The sequence below is a fragment of the Pandoraea morbifera genome (genome assembly GCF_902459575.1).
GTDB lineage: Bacteria > Pseudomonadota > Gammaproteobacteria > Burkholderiales > Burkholderiaceae > Pandoraea > Pandoraea morbifera.
Genome location: NZ_CABPSD010000012.1, coordinates 95873 through 120546, shown reverse-complemented (window position 1 = coordinate 120546; position 24674 = coordinate 95873). Strand labels below are relative to the sequence as shown.

The 24674-nt window shown below is 65.9% G+C and carries 16 protein-coding genes; 11 read left to right on the top strand and 5 right to left on the bottom strand.

The genetic code is table 11. The features are described 5' to 3' along the window. Positions 1-86 precede the first annotated feature (86 nt). The gene (locus tag PMO31116_RS18745; RefSeq protein ID WP_246185373.1) at positions 87-8492 is read left to right on the top strand and encodes a YadA-like family protein; all 8406 of its coding nucleotides are present in this window, start codon (positions 87-89) and stop codon (positions 8490-8492) included. Between the two features lie 158 nt (positions 8493-8650). On the opposite strand, the gene PMO31116_RS18740 is transcribed toward PMO31116_RS18745, so the two are convergent. After that, the gene (locus PMO31116_RS18740) at positions 8651-10825 is read right to left on the bottom strand and encodes a TonB-dependent receptor family protein (RefSeq protein ID WP_150568014.1); all 2175 of its coding nucleotides are present in this window, start codon (positions 10823-10825) and stop codon (positions 8651-8653) included. A 527-nt stretch (positions 10826-11352) separates the two neighbouring features. On the opposite strand from PMO31116_RS18740, the gene hpaH reads away from it, so the two are divergent. The 6 genes from hpaH (at position 11353) to PMO31116_RS18710 (ending at position 17476) form a co-directional block, all read left to right on the top strand. Next, entirely contained in the window at positions 11353-12162 is an 810-nt protein-coding gene (hpaH, locus tag PMO31116_RS18735) for a 2-oxo-hept-4-ene-1,7-dioate hydratase (protein WP_150568013.1), read from the top strand. A gap of 65 nt (positions 12163-12227) precedes the next feature. Further along, entirely contained in the window at positions 12228-13010 is a 783-nt protein-coding gene (gene hpaI / locus PMO31116_RS18730) for a 4-hydroxy-2-oxoheptanedioate aldolase (protein WP_150568012.1), read from the top strand. A gap of 70 nt (positions 13011-13080) precedes the next feature. Then, the gene (locus PMO31116_RS18725) at positions 13081-14556 is read left to right on the top strand and encodes an aldehyde dehydrogenase family protein (RefSeq protein WP_150568011.1); all 1476 of its coding nucleotides are present in this window, start codon (positions 13081-13083) and stop codon (positions 14554-14556) included. A gap of 41 nt (positions 14557-14597) precedes the next feature. Continuing rightward, positions 14598-15461 (top strand): DODA-type extradiol aromatic ring-opening family dioxygenase, encoded by an 864-nt coding sequence (locus tag PMO31116_RS18720; protein WP_150568010.1) that lies wholly within the window; start codon positions 14598-14600, stop codon positions 15459-15461. Between the two features lie 11 nt (positions 15462-15472). Then, positions 15473-16423 (top strand): fumarylacetoacetate hydrolase family protein, encoded by a 951-nt coding sequence (locus PMO31116_RS18715; protein WP_150568009.1) that lies wholly within the window; start codon positions 15473-15475, stop codon positions 16421-16423. Positions 16424-16486: 63 nt separating this feature from the next. Further along, positions 16487-17476, top strand: coding sequence for a 2-dehydropantoate 2-reductase (locus tag PMO31116_RS18710; protein ID WP_150568008.1), 990 nt, complete (start codon positions 16487-16489; stop codon positions 17474-17476). A 165-nt stretch (positions 17477-17641) separates the two neighbouring features. Here the strand turns inward: PMO31116_RS18710 and PMO31116_RS18705 are convergent, their stop codons facing one another. Together PMO31116_RS18705 and PMO31116_RS18700 are read right to left on the bottom strand one after the other, a co-directional pair. Beyond that, positions 17642-18928, bottom strand: coding sequence for an MFS transporter (locus PMO31116_RS18705; RefSeq protein ID WP_150568007.1), 1287 nt, complete (start codon positions 18926-18928; stop codon positions 17642-17644). Between the two features lie 84 nt (positions 18929-19012). Beyond that, on the bottom strand, positions 19013-20212 hold the full coding sequence (locus tag PMO31116_RS18700) for an amino acid aminotransferase (RefSeq protein ID WP_150568006.1): 1200 nt from the start codon (positions 20210-20212) through the stop codon (positions 19013-19015). 197 nt (positions 20213-20409) lie between these two features. Here PMO31116_RS18700 and PMO31116_RS18695 point away from each other — a divergent pair, with 197 nt between their 5' ends. Continuing rightward, positions 20410-21342: a LysR family transcriptional regulator gene (locus tag PMO31116_RS18695; protein ID WP_150568005.1), complete on the top strand. Its 933-nt coding sequence runs from the start codon at positions 20410-20412 to the stop codon at positions 21340-21342. Positions 21343-21358: 16 nt separating this feature from the next. Here PMO31116_RS18695 and PMO31116_RS18690 read toward each other — a convergent pair whose 3' ends face one another. Then, complete coding sequence (locus PMO31116_RS18690) at positions 21359-21820, bottom strand: hypothetical protein (RefSeq protein WP_150568004.1); 462 nt, start codon at positions 21818-21820, stop codon at positions 21359-21361. 140 nt (positions 21821-21960) lie between these two features. Between PMO31116_RS18690 and PMO31116_RS18685 the strand changes: the two genes are divergently transcribed. Together PMO31116_RS18685 and PMO31116_RS18680 are read left to right on the top strand one after the other, a co-directional pair. Next, positions 21961-22377: a DUF302 domain-containing protein gene (locus PMO31116_RS18685; RefSeq protein ID WP_150568003.1), complete on the top strand. Its 417-nt coding sequence runs from the start codon at positions 21961-21963 to the stop codon at positions 22375-22377. A 281-nt stretch (positions 22378-22658) separates the two neighbouring features. After that, the gene (locus PMO31116_RS18680; protein ID WP_150568002.1) at positions 22659-23369 is read left to right on the top strand and encodes a dienelactone hydrolase family protein; all 711 of its coding nucleotides are present in this window, start codon (positions 22659-22661) and stop codon (positions 23367-23369) included. A 364-nt stretch (positions 23370-23733) separates the two neighbouring features. Here PMO31116_RS18680 and PMO31116_RS18675 read toward each other — a convergent pair whose 3' ends face one another. Further along, positions 23734-24042, bottom strand: a complete 309-nt coding sequence (locus PMO31116_RS18675) for a DUF4148 domain-containing protein (RefSeq protein WP_150568001.1) — start codon at positions 24040-24042, stop codon at positions 23734-23736. Between the two features lie 155 nt (positions 24043-24197). Here PMO31116_RS18675 and PMO31116_RS18670 point away from each other — a divergent pair, with 155 nt between their 5' ends. Continuing rightward, positions 24198-24596 carry a CopD family protein gene (locus PMO31116_RS18670; RefSeq protein ID WP_174971465.1) on the top strand — a complete coding sequence of 133 codons (399 nt, stop codon included), beginning with the start codon at positions 24198-24200 and terminating at the stop codon, positions 24594-24596. The last annotated feature ends 78 nt before the right edge of the window (positions 24597-24674 follow it).

The following is a 24674-nucleotide window of genomic DNA, read 5'->3' as shown; positions in this document are numbered from 1 at the left end:
TTTGTCTGGCGTCATTGTGCAATCCCGCTTTCGCGGGATTCAGCGATGGAGGGGGCACGGGTTGCCCCAGTCAATACACTTTCAAGATGATGATCGCCTACGGCACGGACGCGATCGCCGGGCAAGGGGAGGGGTGCTCCGGTTGGAATGTGCATGAGGCGCCCGTGGCGATTGGCGCCTACTCAATCGCCACGGCGAACTTCGATACCGCGCTGGGCGCCTATGCCGCGGCCGGCGAGAAAGGGAAGAATGACAAGTGGAACACCGCGATCGGCACACACGCATTCGCAAGCCATGCCGGCACGGGGCTCGGCGCGAGTACCAGAGCCGTTGGTGATTTTTCCGCCGCTGTCGGCCATTGGGCACAAGCGGAAGCGGAGCAGTCCCTCGCACTGGGGTATCGGTCGAAGGCCACGTCCAAGTGGTCTGTGGCGCTTGGCGCGCATTCGACGACATCCGACCCGACAGGCACAAAGGGCGTTGACATCAATGGCGTGGCCTACAGCTTCGCAGGCGTCTCGCCGGAAGGAACGGTAAGCGTCGGAACGCCAGACTATTCGCGCACGATTACCAACGTCGCTGCCGGCAGAATCAATGAGACAAGTCTCGACGCCATCAACGGTTCACAATTGAGCGCGACCAATCGCGCGCTCTCGGAGGTCAACACGGACCTCTCGACATTCAAGATCCGGATTTCTTCAGGCCTGACCTCGGCCGAGCTGAATGTCAGTTCGCTCTCATCGGGTATCAACTCCCTGTCGACGGCCCTGCGCCCGGCAATCGTCGCCTTCGAAAACACCGTGCACTACGACGACGCAGCGCGTCAAAGCGTGACGCTGGGCGATGCCGTCGCCAGACATCCCGTTCTCGTGCGCAACGTTGCCGATGCGCAGGACGCAACCGATGCCGTCAATTTGCGGCAGCTCCTCAACACGAACGGCACTGTCCGTTCGTTATCGACCGGCGTCGATTCGCTGTCGAAGGACATGAGTTCGCTATCCACCGGCCTGAACATGGCGATGGGGCTGGCGACCGACCTTGAACGGATGGCGCGGTACGACGACGATACTCACGAAAAGCTCACGTTGGGTCGCACGCAATCCGCGAGGGCCGTGAAACTGACCAATGTGGCAGACGGGATGGAGCCGAGCGACGCCGTCACCACCCGGCAGTTGAATCTCACCGACGGACGTGTGGCGTCGCTGTCCACCGGCGCGGATTCGCTCTCGAGTGGCGTGAGTGCCCTGTTCACCGGGGTGAGCGAGCTGTCGAGCGGACTGTCGAGCGGACTGAGCACGATCGGCGCGCTGGCCGGTCAGGCCCGAGGTGCGGTGCTCTACGACGACGACTCGCAGGCGTCGGTCACGCTCGGTCATCTGCTGTCCCTCACGCCGGTCAAGTTGACCAACGTGGCCGACGGCGTCGACGCGAGCGACGCGGTGACGGTCGGGCAGTTGAGTGTGACCACCAAAAGCGTGAGATCGCTCTCCACGAGCACGGCGCTCCTGACCACGGGAATGAGTTCACTGTCCACGGGAATGGGCAAGATCAGCGCGCTGGTCTCGGATATGAGCAATGTCGTGCACTACGACGACGACGATCAGGAGTCGGTCACGTTCGGTAATCTGCTCTCGATGAAGCCGGTGACGCTGACCAACGTGGCGGACGGCACCGGCCTGAGCGACGCGGTGACGGTGCGGCAATTGAGTCAGACCAACAGCCATGTGAACTCGCTCTCGTCAGGGGCCGCCGCCACGACGAAGAAGATTGGTTCGCTCTCGACCGGACTCAGGAAGATGGTTGCCTTGACGGCGGGCATCGAAACGTCCGTACAGTACGACGACGACACGCAGGAATCGGTGACGTTCGGGAATCTGGTATCGACGAAGCCGGTGATATTGGCCAATGTTGCGGAAGGCGTGAATCCGACGGATGCGGTCAACATGCGCCAGATGAGCGCGACGAACCGTAACGTCGGATTGCTGTCGACCGGCATGGCGGCCTTGTCCAGGCATGTGAGTTCGCTCTCGACGGGACTGAGCGACATCGCGGAGCTGCAGGGCGACGTACTCGATGTCGTGAAGTACGACAACGCCATACATTCGTCGGTGACGCTGGGGGGAAGAGTCACCAAGGGCGCGGTGAAACTCACCAACGTGGCCGACGCGGAGAGGGAGAACGACGCCGTCAACTTCGGTCAGTTGAGTGCCACCACTCGCGACGTGACCTCGTTATCCAGCGGCTTGAGCACGACGCAGAGCAATCTGGCGTTGTTGTCGAGCGGGACGCAGCATGCGATCACGTACGACGATACGACACGCGAGCTGGCGACGCTGGGCGGCGTCGGGGCGAAGCCGGTGAAGCTGACCAATCTCGCGGACGGCGAGAACGTCACCGATGCCGTCACCTTCGGGCAATTGAGGGCGACGAAAAGTCACGTCGCATCCGTCGCGAGCCATCTCGACAGCCGCGTCGGTTCGCTATCGACGGGCATGGCGACACTCGCTGACGGCGCATTGACGCTTGCGGAGAGCCTGACGTCGCTCTCGACCAGTTTTGACAGCCACGCCGGTTCGGTCTCGACTGGATTGAGCACGACGAACAGCCACATCGCATCGCTTGCGAGGGATCTCGATGGGCGTGTCAGCTCACTCTCGTCGGGGGTAGCGACACTTGCGGACGGTGCATTGACGCTTGCGGAAAGTCTGACGTCGCTCTCAACCAGTTTCGACAGCCACGCCGGTTCGGTCTCGACCGGACTGAGCACTGCGAACAGCCACATCGCATCGCTCACGAGCGATCTCGACGGCCGCGTCGTTTCGCTGTCAACCAGCTTTAATGCCCACGCCGGGTCGCTGTCGACGGGATTGAGTGCGATGAGCAGTAGCCTGGCGTTGCTGTCGGGTGGGATGCAGCATGCCGTCGCGTACGACACCGAGACACGGGAGCGCGTGACGCTGGGCGGTGCCGAGGCAAAGCCGGTGAAGCTGACCAATCTCGCGGACGGCGAGAATGCGACCGACGCGGTGACCTTCGGACAATTGAGCGCGACGAAAAGTCACATTGCGTCGGTCGCGAGCGATCTCGACGGGCGCGTCGTTTCGCTGTCGACAGGCGCGCTGACGTTTGTGGAGGGTCTGACGTCGCTGTCGACCAGCTTCGAAAGCCACGCCGTCTCGCTCTCGACGGGTGCAGTGACGCTCGCGGAAAGTCTGACGTCGCTGTCGACCAGCTTCGACAGTCATGCGAGTTCGCTCTCGACGGGTGCGGTGACGCTGGCCGAAAGCATGACGTCACTCTCGACCAGTTTTGACAGTCACGCGAGTTCGCTGTCGACCGGATTGAGCACGATGAGCAGCAATTTGGCGTTGTTGTCGGGTGGGATTCAGCACGCCATCACGTACGACGACGAGACACGGGAGCGCGTGACGCTGGGCGGTGCGCAGGCAAAGCCGGTGAAGCTGACCAATCTCGCGGACGGCGAGAATGCGACCGACGCGGTGACCTTCGGACAATTGAGCGCGACGAAAAGTCACATGGCATCGCTCACGAGCGATCTCGACGGGCGCGTCGTTTCGCTGTCGACAGGCGCGGTAACGTTTGCGGAGAGCCTGACGTCGCTGTCGACCAGCTTCGAAAGCCACGCCGTTTCGCTCTCGACGGGTGCAGTGACGCTCGCGGAAAGTCTGACGTCGCTCTCGACCAGCTTCGACAGTCACGCGAGTTCGCTGTCGACGGGTGCGGTGACGCTGGCGGAAAGCATGACGTCGCTCTCCACCAGCTTCGACAGTCATGCGAGTTCGCTGTCGACCGGATTGAGCACGATGAGCAGCAATCTGGCGTTGTTGTCGGGCGGGGTTCAGCACGCCATCACGTACGACGACGAGACACGGGAGCGCGTGACGCTGGGCGGTGCGCAGGCGAAGCCGGTGAAGCTGACCAATCTTGCGGACGGCGAGAATGCGACCGACGCGGTGACTTTCGGACAATTGAGTGCGGCGAAAAGTCAGATCGCATCGCTCACGAGCGATCTCGACGGGCGCGTCGGTTCGCTCTCATCGGGGGTGGCGACACTTGCTGACGGTGCATTGACGCTTGCGGAGAGTCTGTCGTCGCTCTCGACCAGTTTTGACAGTCACGCCGGTTCCGTCTCGACCGGACTGAGTACGACAAACAGCCACATCGCATCGCTCACGAGCGATCTCGATGGGCGCGTCGGTTCGCTCTCGTCGGGGGTGGCGACACTTGCGAACGGCGCATTGACGCTTGCGGAGAGTCTGACGTCGCTCTCGACCAGCTTCGACAGTCACGCGAGTTCGCTCTCGACGGGTGCAGTGACGCTGTCCGAAAGCATGATTTCGCTCTCCACGAGCTTCGACAGTCATGCGATTTCGCTGTCGACCGGATTGAGCACGATGAGCAGCAATCTGGCGTTGTTGTCGGGTGGGATCGAGCACGCCATCACATACGACGACGAGAAACGCGAGCGGGCGACGCTGGGCGGTGCGCAGGCGAAGCCGGTGAAGCTGACCAATCTTGCCGACGGCCAGAGCACCACCGACGCGGTGACCTTCGGGCAACTGAGCACGACAAACAGTCACATCGCGTCGCTCACGGGCAATCTCGTCAGCCACGTCGATTCGCTCTCGACGGGCGTGTTATCGCTTGCGCAAGGCCTGACGTCGCTCTCGACGGGATTTGAAAACAGGGCACTCTCGCTCTCGACCAGCGTTGAGACCCACGCCGGCTCGCTGTCGTCGGGATTGAGCACGATGGAAAGCAATCTGGCCCTGTTGTCGAGCGGAATGCCGCATACCATCACATACGACGATACGACACGGGAGCGCGTGACGCTGGGCGGTGCGCAGGCGAAGCCGGTGAAGCTGACCAATCTTGCCGACGGCGAGAACACGACCGACGCGGTGACCTTCGGGCAACTGAGCACGACAAATAGCCACATTACGTCGCTTACTGGCAATCTCGTCAGCAATGTCGATTCGCTCTCGACGGGTGCGATGGCGCTCACGGAAGGGCTGACGTCACTCTCCGCCGGCCTCAGCCAGATGGCCGAGCTGGCGAGCGCCACCGAAAACTTTGTGCAGTTCGATGACGAGCGGCGATTGAAGGTGACCCTGGGCGGCAGGCGGGCGACCAAGCCCGTGTCACTGACCAATGTGGCCGACGGTACGAAGGCGACCGATGCCGTCACGGTCAGGCAATTGAGCGTGACGAACAGTAACGTCATGCAAATGTCCACGGGAATGGCCAACTTCGAGACCAACGTTGCTTCGCTTTCCACGGGGGTGAGCGAAATCGACAGCACGGTCGACGTGCTGGTCTCGGAGATCGCGGTCGCCGTGCAGTACGACAATGCGGCCAAGACCAAGCTTCGCCTCGGCGGCCTGTCGAAAACCCCGGTGTCGCTTGGCAACGTGGCCGACGGCCTCCGGCCGAATGACGCGGTGAATGCGGCGCAGCTCGGCGTCACGAACAGTAATGTGGCGTCGCTCTCGACCGGGCTGGCCAGCCTTATCGTGCCTTCGGTTCAGTTGCGTTCGGGCAAGGGGCGCAAACACAGGACGTTTATCCTCGGCGGCGTACCCACCACGGGAGAGAACAACGCGGATGGACCGGTGACACTGACCAACGTCGCCGACGGCTTCAATCCCGACGACGTGGCTTCCTACCGTCAATTGATGGCGACCAACAGCAATGTCGGTAGTCTGTCGACCGGCATGATTGCGGTCGGTGCGCGCGTCGATTCGCTTTCGACCGGCCTGGGCCACATTCAGCAAAGCGTTGGGGCGATCGAAACTGGCGCCGTGCTGTACGACGACACGACGCATGCCACGCTGACGCTTGGCGGCACTACGGCGAAGCCTTCGGTGCGAATTCTCAACGTTGCCGACGGCGTCGAACCCAGCGACGCCGTGAACTTCCGTCAGCTGAGTGACGTAAATGACCAGTCGGCGTCGCAAATCGCACTTGTCGATGACCACGTCGCGCAGTTCTCGGCGACTGTCGACGCCCATCTGGATTCGCTGTCGACCGGACTCAAGGCCCTGGCCTCCCTGTCGAGCGGCGCCGGCAGCGGCGTCGTGTACGACGGCGACCGGCGCGACAAGGTGACGTTCGGCGATTCGGGTGTGGCGCCGGTCGCGCTGACCAATGTCGCCGACGGCGCACACCGGTTCGATGCCGTCAACTTCGGTCAGTTGAGCACGACCAACAACAATGTCCTGCAGCTCTCCACAGGCATGACAGCGTTCGAGGACAGTCTGGGATCGCTCACTTCGATGTTGGGCTCGATCGACGGAACCGTCGAGAAGCTCGTCTCCGAGGCGGCGGTCGCGGTGCAGTACGACACGCCAAACCGCACCAAACTCCGGCTCGGCGGTCTGACCAAGACCCCCGTGCTGGTGGCCAACGTTGCTGCCGGCGTGGCCCCTACCGACGCCGTCAACGCCGGTCAGCTCGCGGCGACCAACAGCGACGTGGCGTCGCTGTCGACAGGTCTGGCCGGACTCATCACGCCCGACACTGCATTGCGCAGCGGCCATGACGTCCGGCACCCGAAGCTGCTGCTGGGCGGACGCGCCGCGCTGCACAGCGACGGCTCCCCCGCGCCGGTCACGCTCGATAACGTGGCCGATGGGGAACACGCGGGAGAGGCGGTCAACTTCGGCCAACTGAGTGCGACCAACAGCCACATGGGATCGATCTCGACGAGCATCGACAGGCAGGTAGGCTCGCTTTCGACCGGATTGCGCAAGATTGAGAAGCTCGCGGGCGAGGCAGACAATGGCGTGTTCTACGACGACGCATCGCATTCGACGCTCACGCTCGGCGACACCGTGACGGCCACACCGGTCACGTTGACCAACCTGGCCGACGGCGCGAAGCCGAGCGACGCCGTGACGTTCCGGCAACTGAGTGCGACCAACCGCAGCGTGGATGCGCTCTCGACCGGTTTGCTCGCCACGCACGAGCACATGCGCTCGCTCTCGACCGGGATGACCCGGGCCGAGAAGCGCCTCACGACGCTGGAATCGAACTCGGACGACTATGTCGGCTACGATGGCCAGGCGCGCGACACACTCACGCTCGGCGATACGGTGTCGCGGCGCGCGGTGCGAGTCCGCAACGTGGCCGAGGGTGTGGAGGCGGGCGATGCGGTCAACGTCGCCCAGTTGAGTCAGACCAATCGCAACGTGGGATCGCTCTCGACGGGACTGGACCTTTCGCGGCGCACGCTGACGTCGCTGGCGAGCGATGTGGAGCACAGCGCGCGCTATGACGACGCTTCGCGCTCGCAACTGACCCTTGGTGGCGCCGGGGCGACAGCCCCTGTGACCCTGACCAATCTGGCCGACGGCAAGCGTCCGGCCGACGCCGTCAACTATGGGCAACTGAGCGAGACCAACAGCCACGTGAGTTCACTGTCGACCGGACTGAGCAAGCTCGCGTCGATGTCGCCGTCGGGCAGTCAGGCGGTGCGGTACGACGATCCGATGCATGCGCGCGTGACGCTTGGCGGGGCGGATGCCCGCAACGGCGTCGTGCTCGGCAATCTCGCCGCTGGTGTTGCAGGGACCGACGCCGTCAACGTGAGTCAGTTGCAGGCGACGGACAGCCGCGTCACGTCGCTCTCGACCGCCGCGTCGACCGGCATCAGCGACGCGCTCAGCGCGGTGAGTCGGCTCGCGTCGCGCCTGGGCGAGGGCACGGAGGCGTCGTCGTCCCCGGTCGCACCGGGCGAGGCTGGGGTGCCTGCGGTGCCGGTGGAGTCGATGGTCAAGGCATCGACCCGCAGGATGCTGGGGGCACCCGCGGCGCAGCCTGCGCCGACGGGCGTGTCGTACGTCGGGGTGAACGACAATGGCGCGCCGAAGGGCAACCTGCGCGGCGATGGCGCTTCGGGCAAGCGCGCGACGGCCATCGGCATCGACGCGGTCGCAAGCGGCGAGAGCAGCGTCGCGCTTGGGGAAAGCGCGAGGGCTTCAGGGGCGAAGGTCACCGCCATCGGCCATTCGGCGGCCGCGACGCAGGCCGGCGCCGTCGCCCTGGGCGACGGCGCCATGGCCTCCGGTGCGAATGCCGTCGCGATCGGCGCCAACGCCGTTGCGTCGGAACCGGGGACGGTCTCCATCGGGGCGCCGGGCACCGAGCGGCGGCTGACCCACCTGGCCCCGGGCCGGCGACCGACCGACGCGGCAACCGTGGGGCAACTCGCAGGCATGCAGGCGGGCATCGATCAGGTCGCCAAGCGCGCCTATTCGGGGATCGCGGCCGCCACGGCGCTCGCGATGATTCCGGAAGTGGACCCGGGAAAGCGCGTTGCGTTGGGAGTGGGCACCGCGACTTTCCAGGGGCGGGCGGCGACCTCGATCGGCGCTTCGGTACGCTTTACCGACAATCTGAAGGCCCGGCTCGGCGTGGGAATCAGCGGTCAGGGCAATACCTACGCTGCCGGTGTCTCATATCAATGGTGACGTGCCGCACGTGTCGAGTCCGAGCCGCCTCGGGGCATCCCCGCAGTGGCTCGGCAAGGCGAGCATCGTGAACGCCGCGAATGTTCTCATGTGCGCCGCCCCCATCGATTGCCCGAGCGACGTGCCGCTGCCAGCCGGCGGTCGTTGCCCGGCGGCGCTCAGAATCCGAAGTGCCCCTGCACGTAGACCATGCGCGGCGCACCGACCATGATGCCGCCGTTCTGGTCGGTGTTGCGCGTGTAGAAGCGCTTGTCGAACACGTTGTTCACGCCCACCGTCACGTCGGCATTCTTGTAGAACGGCAGCTTGTACATCGCTTGCAGGTTCCACGTGCGATAGCCGGGCACCTTGCCGTTCATGCCGTCGGCGGAGGGCGCCTCGGTGTTCGCCAGATCCGAGTACTGCGCGCTCTGATGCGTGGTCGAGACGTTGAATGTCCATTGGCCGATGGTGTAACGCGCGCCCAGCGTATCGGTGAAGCGCGAGTAGAACGGCACGTCGAGGCCGGCGGTCGCGCCCGACTTCTGGATGGCGCGCACGTACGTGAAGTTGGCGTAGAGATTCAGGCCGCGCAGGGCGCTGTCGCGATCGAACGTGTAGTCGACGGCGGTTTCGACACCGTCGTGGTTCGTCGCGCCGATGTTCTGGAACGTGGCCGGGCTCACACCGGGCACCTGCAGAATCTGGTTGTCGAACTTCATCTTGAACGCGGTCAGTTCGGCCTTCCAGCGCGCGTCCGTCCAGCGCGTGCCGATTTCATAAGTGCGCGCCACTTCCGGCTGCAGCGGGTTCGATGCCGACATCGAATTGAGCTGCGTGTTCTGCACCGGACCGAATGACGTGCTGTAGTCGGCGAAGATCGTCCATGCGCTGTTGACCAGATACGACAAATTGACCGACGGCAGCGGCTTGTTGTTGTCGGTACGGTAAGTGGCCCCCGAGGCCTTGTCCACCCGCTGTGAGCGGATCATTTCGTAGCGCACACCCGGCGTGAAGCGCCAGTTGCCCCAGGCCATGCGGTCGTCCAGGTAGAAGGCGTTGGCGCTCGTGTAGTTGTAGAACGTCTGCGTGGCGGTATTGCGCCCGGTCGCGAGGTTCGTGCTCCAGCTGTTGTCGTCACCGCGTTCGCGAATGAAGCGGTAGCCCACGGTCACGTCGTGCGCGGTCGGGCCGACGAACAGGCGCTGCGTGAAGCGCGGCTCGACGCCGAACGTCTGGTAATTGCGCGGCTGGTGCATGAGCGTGAGCGACGACGTGGGGCTGGTCAGCGTGCTCTGGCGATAGCTCTCGTTATAGAACGTACGGATCTCGAACTCCTGCGTCTCGGAGATCGTGTTCAGATAGCCGAAGTCGAGGCCGGTGCGGTTGCCGCTCCAGTAGTCGTTCGGCCGCGTGTTCTGGAACGGGTCGGCGTCGTATTGCGCGGCGGTCAGTCCGCCGGGCGTCCTCGACTTGGCGTCGAAGTACGAAACCTTGCCGTACACCTGCTGGCTCGGCGTGATGTCGTAGCGCCATTTCAACGCCAGATCGTTCACGTGCTCGTCGCTGCCCTTGCGCCAGTCGCGCCCCGCCATGCCCGAATACAGCAGCGCGAGGCCCAGGCCGTTGTCCATCTGCGTGCCCAGGAATACGCCGTACTGCGTGTTGGCGCCGCCGCCGGAGGTGTACATGTTCTGACGTACGGTCGCATCGGCGCTCAGCCCCGGCGTGTTGGGGATCGAGCGCGTCTTGAAGTTGATCACGCCGCCCACGTTCTGCGGGCCGTAGCGCACGGCACCCCCGCTGCGCACCACGTCGATGCTCTCGATATTGAAAAGGCTCACCGGTGCGAACGACAGCTGCGGCTGACCATAAGGGGCGACGGCGAGCGGAATGCCGTCGAGGAGCACGGTCGAGCGCGGCGAGAAGCGCCCGGTCAGGCCGCGCACGCCAATGTTCAGGGAGATCGCGCTGCCGGCAGTGCTGGAATTGTCGGTGGACTGCACGCCGGGAATGCGCCGCATCACGTCGCCGATGCTCGCGGCACCCGACGCCTCGATGTCCTGCTTCTTCACGACCGTGCGCGCGCCAGGGAACGTCTTGGCGCTGTTGTCCAGTCCGGTGCCGAGCCAGTCGCCCGACACGTTCACCGCGCCGAGTTCGACGTCGGCCTTCGCTTCGGGGGCGCTTGCCGGGACGCCCGCGGCGCTGGCCGGTTGCGCATGCGCCGTGCCGGGCGTACCCACGAGCAGCGCGGCGGCGCCGGCGAGCAACGTGAGGGCGCCGAGGGCACCGCGGGAAGCATGAGCAGCGTGGGATGCTTGGGAAGCACGGCGACTTGCGGACATCTTCATCGTTGACCTTCGTGACTGCGAGAGTGTGTGGAGCGCGGCCGCAGGCGCAAGCCATGGGCCACGGCGTCAGATTTTGGGTTCGGGCGGCCTGCGCGGCCTGTAATGCCATGTAATAAAGCGAGGCGAATTATAAATGCAAATCACTCTCATTTCTGCCTAGTGTTCTCAACGGATGATTGAGCGTGGCGGCCAAGCGACATGTCGCGGTCCGGATCCGATGGAATGCGACGGAATGCGACGTAATGCCGGACGGGCCATCGGTGGGGGAGTGGCGGCGAACAGGCGGCGAACAGGCGGCACATCGGCCGAAGGGGGGCGGTCGGGGCGTGCGGCACTGCGTACGCTCCGGCGGGTCGCCGAGGGCCGCTACGGCGCCAGTTGCCGCCCGCGATGGCGGATTATCCAGTTTTGCTAATCAATCGCCCAGAATCGATTGATTGTGGATGGGGCGGCGCGGCCGCAAGAATAGAGGCTGACAACGGACAAGACGCGTCGCCCGCGCCGGGCGGCGCCATGGAGACAACGCGATGCCGAAGCTCGACGCCTCGACTCACCAGGCCCTCGCCCGCGAGCTGCACGAGGCCGAGCGCACCCGCACGCCGGTGATGCAGTTTTCCCGTCGCTACCCCGAGATGACCATCGCCGACAGCTACGCGATCGCGCAGGCGTGGCTGGCGCTGAAGTTCGCGCAGGGGCGGCGGACGATCGGCCACAAGATCGGGCTGACCTCGCGCGCCATGCAGGTGGCGGCGCAGATCACCGAACCCGATCACGGCACGCTGCTCGACGACATGCTCGTGGCCGACGGCGCCACGCTCGAGGCGTCGCGCTTCATCGTGCCGCGTCTCGAAGTGGAGCTGGCCTTCATTCTGGCCAAGCCGCTCAAGGGCCCGGGCGTGACACTTTTCGACGTGCTCGACGCCACCGCGTGGGTCACGCCCGCGCTGGAGTTGATCGATGGCCGCATCGAGCTGTTCGATCGCGACACGAAAGCGCCGCGCAAAGTGTTCGACACGATTGCCGACAACGCCGCGAATGCCGCCGTGATCCTGGGCGGACGCCCGGTGAAGCCGGACGCCATCGACCTGCGATGGGCCGGCGCGCTGCTCTATCGCAACGGCGTGATCGAAGAGTCAGGGCTAAGCGCGGCGGTGCTCAATCATCCCGGCAACGGCATTGCGTGGCTGGCCAACAAGCTGGGCGCCTTCGGCGAAGGCCTGCAGGCCGGCGAGATCGTGCTCGCGGGCTCGTTTACGCGGCCGGTGGCCTGCGCCGCCGGCGACGTCTTCCATGCCGATTACGGCCCGCTCGGCGCGATCGGCGTGCGCTTCGCCTGAGCCTGCGCGTCTGCGCCGGCTCGTTTCCTCACGTCTTCCCGTCACCTCTCACGGAGCCCGACGACATGAAAACGCCTCCGAATCCCTTCAAGCAGGCCCTCGCCCGCGGCGAGCGCCAGGTTGGCCTGTGGATGGGACTCGCCACGCCCTACGCCGCGGAGCTCTGCGCGGGCAGCGGCTTCGACTGGCTCGTGATCGACGGCGAACACGCGCCCAACGACCTTCGCACCATGCTCGCGACGTTGCAGGCAATGGCGCCTTACCCTTCGCATCCGGTGGTGCGCCTGCCGCACGGCGATGCCACGCTCATCAAGCAGGTGCTGGAGATCGGCGCGACGACGCTGCTCGTGCCGATGGTCGAGTCGGCGCAAATGGCGCGCGCGCTCGTGAGCGCCACGCGCTATCCGCCGCAGGGCATTCGCGGCGTGGGCAGCGGTCTGGCGCGCTCGTCGCGCTGGAACCGCTATGAGGATTATCTGCACGCGGCGAACGACACCACGTGCCTGCTCGTGCAGGTGGAGACGGCCGACGCGCTCGCGCAGGTGGACGCCATCGCCGCGGTGGACGGCGTGGACGGCGTGTTCATCGGCCCGGCCGATCTTGCCGCGTCGATGGGATATCTCGGTCAGGCCACGCACCCCGAGGTGCGCAAGGCCATCGAGGACGGCGTCTCGCGCATCCGCCGCGCAGGCAAGGCGGCAGGCATTCTGTGCGTCGACGAGACGCTGGCGCGCCATTACCTCGATGCAGGCGTGACCTTCATGGCCGTCGGCATCGACACGACCCTGCTCGCGAGCGCCAGTCGCGCCCTGGCGATGAAATTCGCCGCCGACTCGAGCGGCGACTGAGCGTATCGCAATTGTCCTTCGTGCGCGCGACCGACATGCGCGCCTCGCTCCCTTCCCAATGAGAGATGGCATGAGTGCTTCCCGTATTGACGTCGCCGGCGTATCCGTGTCGCCGGACCACTATATCGATGGCCGCCGCGTGGCGTCCGAAGACACGTTCGCCTGCGTTTCCCCGATCGACCAGCGCCATCTCGGCGACATCGCGAGCGGCGCTCAGGCGCATGTCGATGCGGCGGTGACGTCGGCCTCGCTGGCGTTTCCCGCATGGGCGGCGCTCGGGGCCGAGGGACGACTGCCGTTCCTTCGACGCTTTGCCGAGGCGATCGGTCGCCGCGCCGACGCGTTCGCCACGCTCGAGAGCCACGATGCCGGCGTGTTGCGCTCGCGCATGGCGCATGGCGTCGTGCCGCGCGCCATGCAGAACATTGCGTGGTTCGCCGAGCATGCGCTGTCGTTGCAGGATCGGACGATCGACACGCCGCAGGCCCGCCATTGGGTGCGCCACGATCCGGCGGGTGTCGTTGCCGTGATCACGCCGTGGAACTCGCCGTTGCTGCTCGCGACGTGGAAGATCGGTCCCGCCCTGGCGGCAGGCAACACCGTCGTGCTGAAGGCGCCCGAATGGGCGCCGCTCACGTCGTCGCTGCTTGCAGACTGTGCGCAGGAGGCGGGATTGCCCCCGGGCGTGTTCAACCTGTTGCAGGGCGCGGGCGCGTTGACCGGCGCGGCACTCGTGAGCGATGCCCGGCTGGCGCGCATCTCCTTCACGGGCTCGGTCGCCACCGCGAAATGGATCGCGAAGACGGCGGCGGCGAATCTCGTGCCGTGCAGCCTGGAACTTGGCGGAAAGTCGGCGTTCATCGTGCTGGCGGACGCCGATCTCGATGCGGCGGCCGCAACGGCCGCGCTGATGTATCGCAATGCCGGACAGGTGTGCCTGGCCGGCACGCGGCTGCTGGTTCACGCCGACATCGCGCCGGCCTTCACCGAGAAATTGCGCCAGATCGTCGAGCGTCTGGTGGTGGGCGATCCGCGCGACGCCACGACCGAGGTCGGACCGATCATCCACATGCGGCAACTGGAACGCGTGCAGGGGTTCGTCGAACGGGCCGTCGCGAGCGGCGCGCGGGTGCTGTGGGGCGGCGTGCGGCACCCCTACGGCGAACAGTACTTCGCACCGACGCTGCTCACCGATCTGCATCAGCAAGACGAGATCGTGCAGCAGGAGGTGTTCGGGCCCGTACTCACCCTGCAGACCTTCGCGAGTGACGAAGAGGTGGTCGACATGGCCAACGGCACCGATTACGGCCTGGGCGGCGTGTGCTACGGCGAAGAGGCACACGCCATGGCGATCGCGCAACGCGTGCGCACGGGCTTCATCTGGATCAACAGCTTCGGCATTCGCGATCTGGCCGCGCCGTTCGGCGGCATCAAGCGTTCGGGCATCGGCCGCGAAGGGGGGGACTGGAGCTTCGAATTCTTCTGCGACGTGAAGGACGTCGTAGTGCCCAGGCAACCGTTCAAGGCGAGCTTCAGCCATCGCTGAGCGCCGCACACGACAAGACAACGAGACGAGAGGAGAGCAGCATGGGACAGATCGTCGGCGCGGCGCTGGTGTCGCACCACCCCGGCTTGATGCAGTGTGAGGAATTCCGCGTGTTGCAGGGCGCGGGGGCGGATTCGGACCTGATTCCCGGGTACGCGCGTGTGCGCGAGCGTATCGTGGCGGCGCGTCCGGACGTCATCGTGATCTTCGATTCGCACTGGTTCACCACCGGCTACCACCTGATCGACGGTGGCGCGCATTACGCCGGCATGTACATCTCCGACGAGATGCCGTGGTACCTGCACGGCGTGCCATACGACTATCGCGGCCATCCGGAACTGGCGCTGACCGTGGACGCCGTCGCCCGCGAGCGCGGGGTGCGTGCGCGCGCGGTGCAGCACCCGGACCTGCCGCGCCACTACCCGACGATCAACGTGATCAAGCAGATGCGTCTGGACGCCTGGCCGATCGTCACCGTGAGTTCGTGCCAGAACTGCGACACGCAGCACTTCCTGCAATCGGGCGAGGTGATCGGCGAGGCGATTCGCCGCAGCCCGCTGCGGGTGGTGATGCTCGCCTCGGGCGCGTTGAGCCACAGATTCAACGGCATCGACTGGAAACCGAATCATCCGCGCATCTTTCACGAGAGCAACGTTTCGCGCCCGGAGAACATCGAGAGCGACAAGCGCGCAATCGCCGCAATGCGCGAGGGACGCCACGACCGGATCCTGGCCGATTGGGACGAGGATTACCGCAAGCGCCCGTGGGAGGCGCACGGCGCGCACTATCTCCAGATGGTTGGGGCGCTGGGCGGGGAGGCCTGCCGCAGCGCCGGTACGGTGCTCTCCGACTATGAGAATGCGCGCGGCACGGGCAATGTGCACATCTGGTTCGACACCATCTGACGAGGTCATCCATGGATTTCGAATTTCCGTTGCGTGAGTTGCCAGCCGTGATGCAGGGGCCGCGCGTCGAGCGCCGGCGCGTGCTGCTGGGCGGGAGCGCCTTCTGGGGCACCCTGATCGAGGACGGCGCGCAGCAGGGACTGCTACGGCTCGACGACGGGCGCATCGTCGACCCGCAGACGGTCGCGCACCTGCCGCCGGTGGACCCCTCGAAAATCATCGCCGTGCATATCTCCTATCGCTCGCGTAGCATGGAGACGCGCAACAAGCCCAGGCCGACCGATACCCCGACGTATTTCACCAAGCCGCCGACTTCGCTCAACGGGCACGGCGGGCAGATTCTCAAGCCCGCGGACTGCCGCTATCTGAATTACGAAGGCGAGTACGCGGTGGTGATCGGGCGCACGTGCCGCAATGTGTTGCCCGACGAGGCGTGGGACTACATCGAGGGATTCTGTCCGGCGCTCGACATGGGGCTGCAGGACTTCCGCGACACGGACCAGGGCTCGATGCTGCGCGTCAAGGGCGCGGATACGCTGTTGCCCATCGGACCCGGCGTTGTGCGTGGCGTGAACCTGTTCGAGCAGACGTTGCGCACCTATCGCAACGGCCGGGTGGTGCAGGAGGCGCACATCGGCGACGAGACGATCTGGGGGCCGCATTACGTGATCGCGGACATTGCGCGGCACATCACGCTGGTGCCCGGCGACGTGATCCTGATGGGCACGCCGTGCCACTCGCGCTCGGTGGATGCGGGCGACCTCGTGGAATGCGAGATCACCGGACTGGGACGCCTCTCGGGGGCCGTGGTCCGGATCGAGGCGCCGCGCGCGGCGGCGCTGGGAGTGGGGCACGCGCCGGGCGACAGCCCCGAAGTGCGCCGCGTGGCGCTGGGATTCGACGAGCGGGTGCCGGAGCGGTTCAAGGAAAACTACCGGCTTGCCGCGAGGCAGCCGGGGTGAGGCGAGCGGCGCGAATGTAACGCACGGCGCCGCGGAAATGCATCAAAAGACAGGAGTGAACGGATGAAGGTGACGATCATTGGCGCGGGCGCCATTGGCGGCTTGCTCGGTACGAAGCTCGCCGCCGCGGGCGAGGCGCAGGTCAGCGCGTTGGCGCGCGGCGCGACACTGGCGGCGCTGCGCGAGCGCGGCTGGCGCGTGAAACAGGGCGACGCGCTGACGGCCGCGCCGGTGGCGGCCGCGCACGCGCTCGACGATGCCGCGAAGCTCGGCGTGCAGGATCTGGTGATCATCGCGGTCAAGGGGCCCGCGCTCGCGCAGGTCGCCGCGTCGGTGGCGCCGCTCATCGGTGCGCAGACCATGGTGCTGCCTGCGATGAACGGCGTGCCGTGGTGGTTCTGCAACGGGGTGGCGCCGTTCGGCGACGCTCCCCTTGCCAGTGTGGATCCGGGCGGGGCGATCGGTGCGGCGATTCCGATGGCAAGCGTGATCGGCTGCGTGGTGCACGCCAGCGCGGCAACGCCCGAGCCGGGGCTGGTCGATCACAAGATGGGGCGCGGGCTCATCATCGGCGAGCCGGGTGGCGGCACCAGCGAGCGTGTGCAACGCCTGGCCGGCGTGCTCGCGCGCGCAGGATTCGAAGTGAAGGCCTCGGACAACGTGCGGCTCGATATCTGGTACAAGCTTTGGGGCAACCTCACGATGAACCCCGTGTCGGCCATCACCGGCGCCACGATCGACCGGCTGCTGGACGACCCGCTCGTGCGCGCGTTCTGCTCGTCGGCGATGCGCGAGGCGGCGGCCATCGGCGCGAAGATCGGCTGTGCCATCGACCAGTCGCCGGAAGATCGCCACGAAGTGACGGCCAAACTCGGCGCATTCAAGACGTCCATGCTGCAGGACGTGGAAGCCCACCGTCCCATCGAACTCGACGCCTTGGTGAGCGTGGTGCGCGAAATCGGCCAGCGCGTGAACGTGGCGACACCGAACATCGATGCGCTGCTCGGCCTCACTCGTCTGTTTGGGCGCGTGCACGGGTTGTACCCGCAGTGAGCGTTTCGCCGGATCGCACCGCATCCGGCGCATCGAAAACAAGGGGCGCCTCGGCGCCCCTTGTGCTTTTTCGACACGGCCATCGACCGATCGGCCCAATGTCCCACTACCCGGTGACAACTGGGCCCACGGTCTGACGGGTATCGCGCGGCGTCCCTCGACGCCTCAGCGCACGCCCGTGTGTCGGTACACCTGACTCAGCGCGACCAGACCCACGGCGGCGGCAGCCATCATGTAGAAGCTTGGGGCCAGCTTGCTGCCCGTCACATCGATCAGCCACGTCAGGATGAACGGCGCGAAACCGCCGAAGCATGTCACCGACAGGTTGTACGAGAGCGACAGACCCGTCGTGCGCGTCTTCACCGGGAAGATCTCCGAGGCCAGCGCCGGCAGCGGGGCGAAATACATCGTCATCAGCACGCCGAGCAACGTCTGGAGCGCCAGCATCACGCCGAAGCCGGGATGCGTGGAGAGCAGCCAGAACATCGGCCAGATCAGGACCAGCAACGCGCCTGCGGCAATCATCATCGGCCTGGCGCGACCCACCCGGTCCGACCATGCCCCCACCCACGGCGAGAGCAGCATCTGCACAATGCCGGTCGCGACCATCGCCGCGAACGCGACCGACGCGGGCAGTCCCAATTGCTTGATCGCGTACGTCGGCATGTAGAGCACGAGGTAGGTCGACACGGTAGCGACGACCACCACGCCCACGGCCAGCAACAAACGCATTTTCTGATGACCCAGCGTATCGCGCAGCGGCGTCTGGGTCGGCTCGGCTTCGAGGAACTCGGGCGTCTCGCTCACGTGCCGTCGAATGTAGTACGCCACCGGACCGATCAGCAGGCCGAACAGGAACGGCACGCGCCAGCCCCAGCCCTGCATCTGCTCGGGCGACAGCGTGCTCGTGAGCACGGCGCCGAAGCCCGCGGCGAGCAGCGTCGTCAGCCCCTGGCTGGCCACCTGAAAGCTCGCGAAGAAGCCGCGTCGCTGCGGGGCGTGCTCGGCCAGGAACGCGGTCGCGCTGCCGAACTCGCCGCCCGCCGAGAATCCCTGGATCATTCGCGCCAGCACGATGCCCACGGGCGCGAGCAGGCCGATCGTCTCGTACGTCGGCATGAACGCGATGATCGCCGTGCCGACCATCATCAGCAAGATCGTGAGCGTGAGCGCTTCGCGGCGTCCCCGGCGATCCGCATACACGCCGATCACGATGGCGCCGAGCGGTCGCATGAAAAACGACACGCCGAACGTGCCCAGTGTGAGCAGCAACGAGGTCGTGTCGTCGTGCGTGGGGAAGAACAGCTTCGCGATCGTGACCGCGAAGAAGCCGTACACCACGAGATCGAACCATTCGAGCGCGTTGCCGATGGACGCGGATATGACCGCTCGCCAGGGGTGCGAAGCGGTGTCGGCGCCGATGTGGGTGTCGGCGGCAGTGGCAGTCGTCATGCGTTCTCCAGTCGTTGTCATGTATCGGACATGCTTTTTTCCGGAGGCATGCGCTCCGTGATCCGTTGGCGGCTCGCGCAAGGCTTAGTCGCTCGCCAGCACCCGTGCGATGGCTTGCGCCACGGTGTCGAGGTTGCGTGTGTTCAGCCCCGCCACGCACATGCGCCCGGAGCGCAGCAGGTAGACGCCGTGCGTTTCGCGCAGGGCGTCGGCCTGCACGGCGCTCAGTCCCGTGTAGGTGAACATGCCGCGCTGCGCGAGATAGCGCGAGAGCTTCTCGCCGCTCACGTGAGGCGCGAGACGTGCATGAATCTGCGCGCGCATCGTGGCGATGCGGGTGCGCATGCCGTCGAGTTCGTCTTCCCACGCGCGTCGCAACCTGGGGGTCGTGAGTACCTGCGCGACGAGTCGCGCACCGTGCGTGGGCGGGTTGCTGTAGTTCGCGCGCACGGTGCCCGTGAGCTGTCCGAACACGCGCGACGCGTCATCCGTCGTGGCGCACACCACCGACAACGCACCGCACCGCTCGCCGTACAGCGAGAAATTCTTCGAGAACGAGTTGGCGACGACCGTCGGCACGCCCGCCTCGGTCAGGGTGCGCACGGCGAACGCATCGGCGTCGAGGCCGTCGCCGAAGCCCTGGTAGGCCATGTCGACGAAGGCGATCAGGCCGCGCGCCTGCAGCACCGGCGTCAGCGTGCGCCATTGCGCCTGCGTGAGGTCGACCCCCGTGGGGTTGTGGCAGCAGGCGTGGAGCAGCACGATGCTGCGCGAGGGCAGGGCCGCGATCGTCTCGAGCATGGCGTCGAAGCGCAGGCCGCCGGTGGCATCGTCGTAGTACGGGTACGACTGCACCGCAAAGCCGGCGCTCTCGAAGACCACGCGGTGGTTGTCCCAGCTCGGATCGCTGATCCAGATGCCGCTGTCCGGGAAGTAGCGCCGCAGGAAGTCGGCCCCCACCCGCAGCGCTCCGCCGCCGCCCAGGGTCTGCAGTGTGGCGATGCGCCGCTCGCGCCGCGCGGCGCTGTCGTCGCCGAAGACGAGCTCCTGCACCGCGTCGCGATAGGCCTGAGCGCCCGCCATCGGCAGATACGGACGTGGGCCGATGTCGGCGAGCACGGATGCCTCCGCCTCGCGCACCGCCTGCATGACCGGCAGGCGGCCGGCATCGTCGAAATAGATGCCGATGGACAGATTGACCTTGTGCTGGCGGGGATCCTGTCCGAAGGCTTCGTTCAGGCCGAGGATCGGATCGCCGGGATAGGCGTCGACGTGGGAAAACATGCGGGGTCTCGCTCCTTGCCGCCCGGTCCGCCGAGTTCGGCATACCGCGCGGACAAAAAGGGGGCAGGGGCCGGAGGGCGCCGGGCGACCGACGATCCGGTACGGAATTTTGAAAATCGATTGTGGGCGACGGCCCTTTACGGAACAATCAATCGATTCTGGTCCATTCGTAAGCCGAACTTGATAATCGACCCGTCATGCCCCTGACCCGCGTAACGCTCCGGCAGTTCGAAGCCCTGGTGGCCATCGCCGAGCTGCACAGTTTTGCCGAAGCCGGCCATCGCATGGGCCTCACGTCGTCCGCCGTGAGTCAGCTCGTTGCGGAACTGGAATCGGTGTTGGGCTTTCGTATCTTCGATCGCACGACGCGGCGCGTGGCGCTGTCGAGCGCCGGGCGCGACTTCCTCGCGTCGGCCGAATCGGTGCTGCGGCATGTGCAGGCCGCCGAGAAGACGGCCGACGACCTGCGCAATCGCGCGGCGGGTATCGTGCGCGTGGGCGCGCCGCTGGTCATCGCGAGCATGGCGCTGCCGTCGGCGATTCGCGAGTACGCGCAGACGCGGCCGAAGGTCGTGGTACGCGTGGTCGACACCCCCGTCGATGTACTCATCGATCGCGTGGCCAACGGCGATCTGGATCTGGCCATCGGCCCGAATCGTTCGACAGGGGCGCAGGTGGCCGGCGTCCCCGCGTTCGACAGCCCGTGGGTGCTGTGGTGTACGCCGGATCACCCGCTGGCACGGCGTCGTCGCGTGCGATGGACTGATCTGAGAGACACGCCGCTCGTTGCCGCCGGGCGCGACCACGAACGCAGTGTTGCGCAGATGCGGCTGTCCGCGCCGCCTGACGCCCGCATCACGCCCATCGACGTCGTCGACAACGTGACGACGGCGCTCGGCGTGGCGGCACAAGGATTGGCCGCCACGCTCACGCCAGGCTACGTGGCGGCGCTCGCGCATTCCTTCGGCCTCGTCATGCGGCGGGTCGTGTCTCCCGAGACCATTCGTCAGGTCTGTGTATATCGGCCGCTCTCTCGCGCGGCATCGCCGGCGGCCGAAGGGTTCGCGCAGTTCCTGATGGAATGGCTGCCCCAGTGGAACGCGCGGATCATGGCGGCGCAGCAAGCGTGAGGCTGTCGCGGCGGGCTCAGCGTTGCGTCGCGTCGGGCGCGGGCAGGGCCGCCAGGTCTTCGCTCAATTGCGCACGCAGCGTGGCAATGGCCGCCGTGGTGTCGGCCGGCCTGAGCTCCTCTCGCGCGATGGCTTCGCGCAGATGACGGCGCAGCATCGGATCGTGCGTCTGGCCAAGTGTCCCCCGATAGAACGGCAAAACGTTCTCCGGATGGCCCCCCACGCGGTACAGCCGCGCAATTTCCTCGACGGTGCGAATGGCCGCGAAGGCAGGGCCACCGAAGCGCCCACCCATACCCGGCGGCGGGGGCGGCAGGTCGCGCAATTCCCGCGTGCCATGCGGGTCCTGAACTGGGCGCGGCGCCATGGGGGCGTCGACGCGCGCGTCGGCGGCGGGGGCGGCGCCGGCCGACGTCGCGAACGTCAAAGCCAGGATCAGGGCAAGCGCGCCCGAGGTACGGCGCAAGGTGATCGTCATGATATGGACTCCGTAATGAAATCGCGTTCGCTGAAACGTCGAACGTCGGCGCCAAGCGTAACGTGCGGGCAGGTCTTCGCCGGCAACCCGTAACGACGTGTAAGGTGAGACATGTCCGATCCGATCCCGGGAGTTCGTTCATGACAACCGAAACCTCGCCGTACTTGTATCCCGCCGCCCTTACGTCATGGCAAAGTCCGGTGGACTTTTACGCCACGCTCACGCGCGTGATGGACGCACTCAGGGCCCATGACATGACGATCTTTGCCGACATCGATCAGAGTGCGGCCGCCACGTCCGTCGGACAGACCTTGCGTCCGACACGTCTGATCCTCTTCGGGAATCCCAGGGGCGGCACGCCCGTCATGCGTGCCAATCCACACGCCGGGATCGAGCTGCCGCTCAAGGTCATGGTGTGGGTGGCGGCGGTCGACGACGTGCGTGTCGATTTCCTGAATCCGGGCCCGTCGCTGAGTGCGCTCTACGGCATCGATTCGGCGCAGACGACAGGTTTCGGCGCGGTCGCCCGGATACTCGAGGCGGCGCTCGCGGTCTGAGCCCGGCATGCCGCGCGTGGCGGTTCGGTCATTGAAACGCGCTGTCGCGCTGCGTGGGGCGGCCGGGCCCGTGCCGCAGGCGCAATGGTGCGGCGCAGGCACGGCATGTCGGCGCGGCGCCTTGTCCAGCGGGCGTTGGCGCGCGCTGTGCGCCTGCGCAAAAATCCCTATACTGGTTCGGCCTTTCTGTGCGCGTGCGCGCGGCAATCTCGCTCCGGCTTGCCGGGGGGACCGCGATCGGCGCGCAGGCAATTCCCCCTTTTTTTGATGGAGCAACTTCCGTGTCGAACAGTCAATGGATCCGTGTCGAAACCGTGGACGGCAGCTTCGATGCCTACCTGGCATTGCCGCCGACGGGCAAGACGGCCAATGCCCCGGGCATCGTGCTGGTACAGGAAATCTTCGGCGTGAACGAGCACATTCGCGGTGTCGCCGATCAATATGCGATGGACGGCTTCGTCGTACTCGCACCGGACGTCTTCTGGCGTGATGCCCCTCGCGTCGAACTCGGCTACGCGGGCGACGACATGGCGCGCGCGCTGGAACTGCGCAAGTCGGTCGACGTCGAGAAGACCGTCAGGGACGTCGAAGCGACGGTCAAGGCGCTGCGCGGCAAGCTCGACGCCGGCGCCAAGGTCGCCGCCGTGGGCTACTGCTTCGGCGGTCTGGTGTCGTATCTGAGCGCGGCACGCGGGCTCGTGGACGCGGCCGTGCCGTATTACGGCGGCGGCATTCACAACTATCTGGCCGAGGCGCCGAACCTGAACGTGCCGGTGCAGTTCCACTACGGCGCGCTCGATAGCCACATCACGCCGGACATCGTGAAGCAGGTGAGCGAGGCGGTGAAATCGCGTCCCAACACGGAGGTGTTCGTGTATCCCGACGCCGACCACGGCTTCAACTGCTGGGCACGCGGCTCATATCATCAGCCTTCAGCGGTGCTGGCGCACGGCCGTACGCTGGAATTCCTCGCCAAAGCGCTGGCGAGGTGAGCGAAGCGGTGTTCGGCCCGCGGCCCTCGCCATGCCCGGGACGGATCGCATCCGCGCAACGACATGAAGCCCGCTTAGGCGGGCTTCTTCGTTTCAGGCACGATGGGATAGCGATGCGAGCGAGGTGGACGGTTGGGTGCGTCCGACCGAGGCTTGCGCCGGGTCGCTAAAAAAGCCCGTCGCCGGAGCGACGGGCAAAGTCCTGTGCGTCGAACCACCACGCACAGCGACAGGAGTCTGAGGCCGTGAATCGCAAGCGGCCGGAATTCAGACGGATAGCGCGGGCTGTGCCTCGCGCGTCGTTATGCGCAGAACGCGCGCCGCGCCGCCACCTCGCGTGAGGTCGACGGCGCGGCGGGTTACATTACGAACCGAAGTAGGTCGTGCCGGCGCGTTGCAGGCCACCGACCGAACCCATCGCGATCGGGCTGCCGGCCGAGACCGGCTGTGCGCTGGGGGCCGCCTTCGGGTACACGGCGTCGTGTTGCACCACGAGACCGGCCTGCTGCGCCTGAACCAACTCGTCGCGAACCTGGGCACGGCTCAGTACGGTCGTTTGCGGCACCCAGGAAAATTCCGACGGACCGTCGAAGGCGTCGCTGGCGAAGGCCGAACCGGCCGAGACGGCGAGCATGGCGGAAACGAGAGCCGAAGCAATAAGAGTGCGTTGCATGATGTTTTCTCCTGTCTTTTGAAAGGGGCGATGTGTTATTCATCGTCGACAGTTGAAGTCTATTGATGCACGCACTAACGATAAAGACGACTTATTGCAAGCCACTATTGTGCATTCAGAAACAATCGAGCGAGCGCTTACGAGGAGACGTCCCGATGCTTTATCTGTGGATCAAGGCCGTACATCTCATTGCCGTCATCACATTCATCGCCGGGATGGTGACGATGGCGCTGGGCGGGCGTCTGTCGCAGCCTGAATGGCGCCGAATCGCGCGCCGCGCGGATTACGGGCTGGCGTCGCCGGCGCTGATCGTGGTGTGGATCAGCGGCCCGGTGCTGGCCGTCATGGCGAACTGGTGGAGCGCGCCGTGGTTCATGGCGAAGCTGGTGTTCGTGCTGGTCGTCTCCGCGCTGCATGGACGGTTGTCGGCCACGCTGCGCCGGCTCGAGCGCGACAGTGCGACCGCATCGCCGCCGTGGTTCCGCCGCGCATTGCCGGTGATCTGGGTGTCGATGGCGATCATCGTGGCGCTCGTCATCGTCAAGCCGTTCTGAGCGTTTCCAGGGGTAACGCGCAGGGAGGTCCGGAAAGGGGGCCGGCTTGGCCTCCGGGGGGCGCCGGTGTTACGCTGG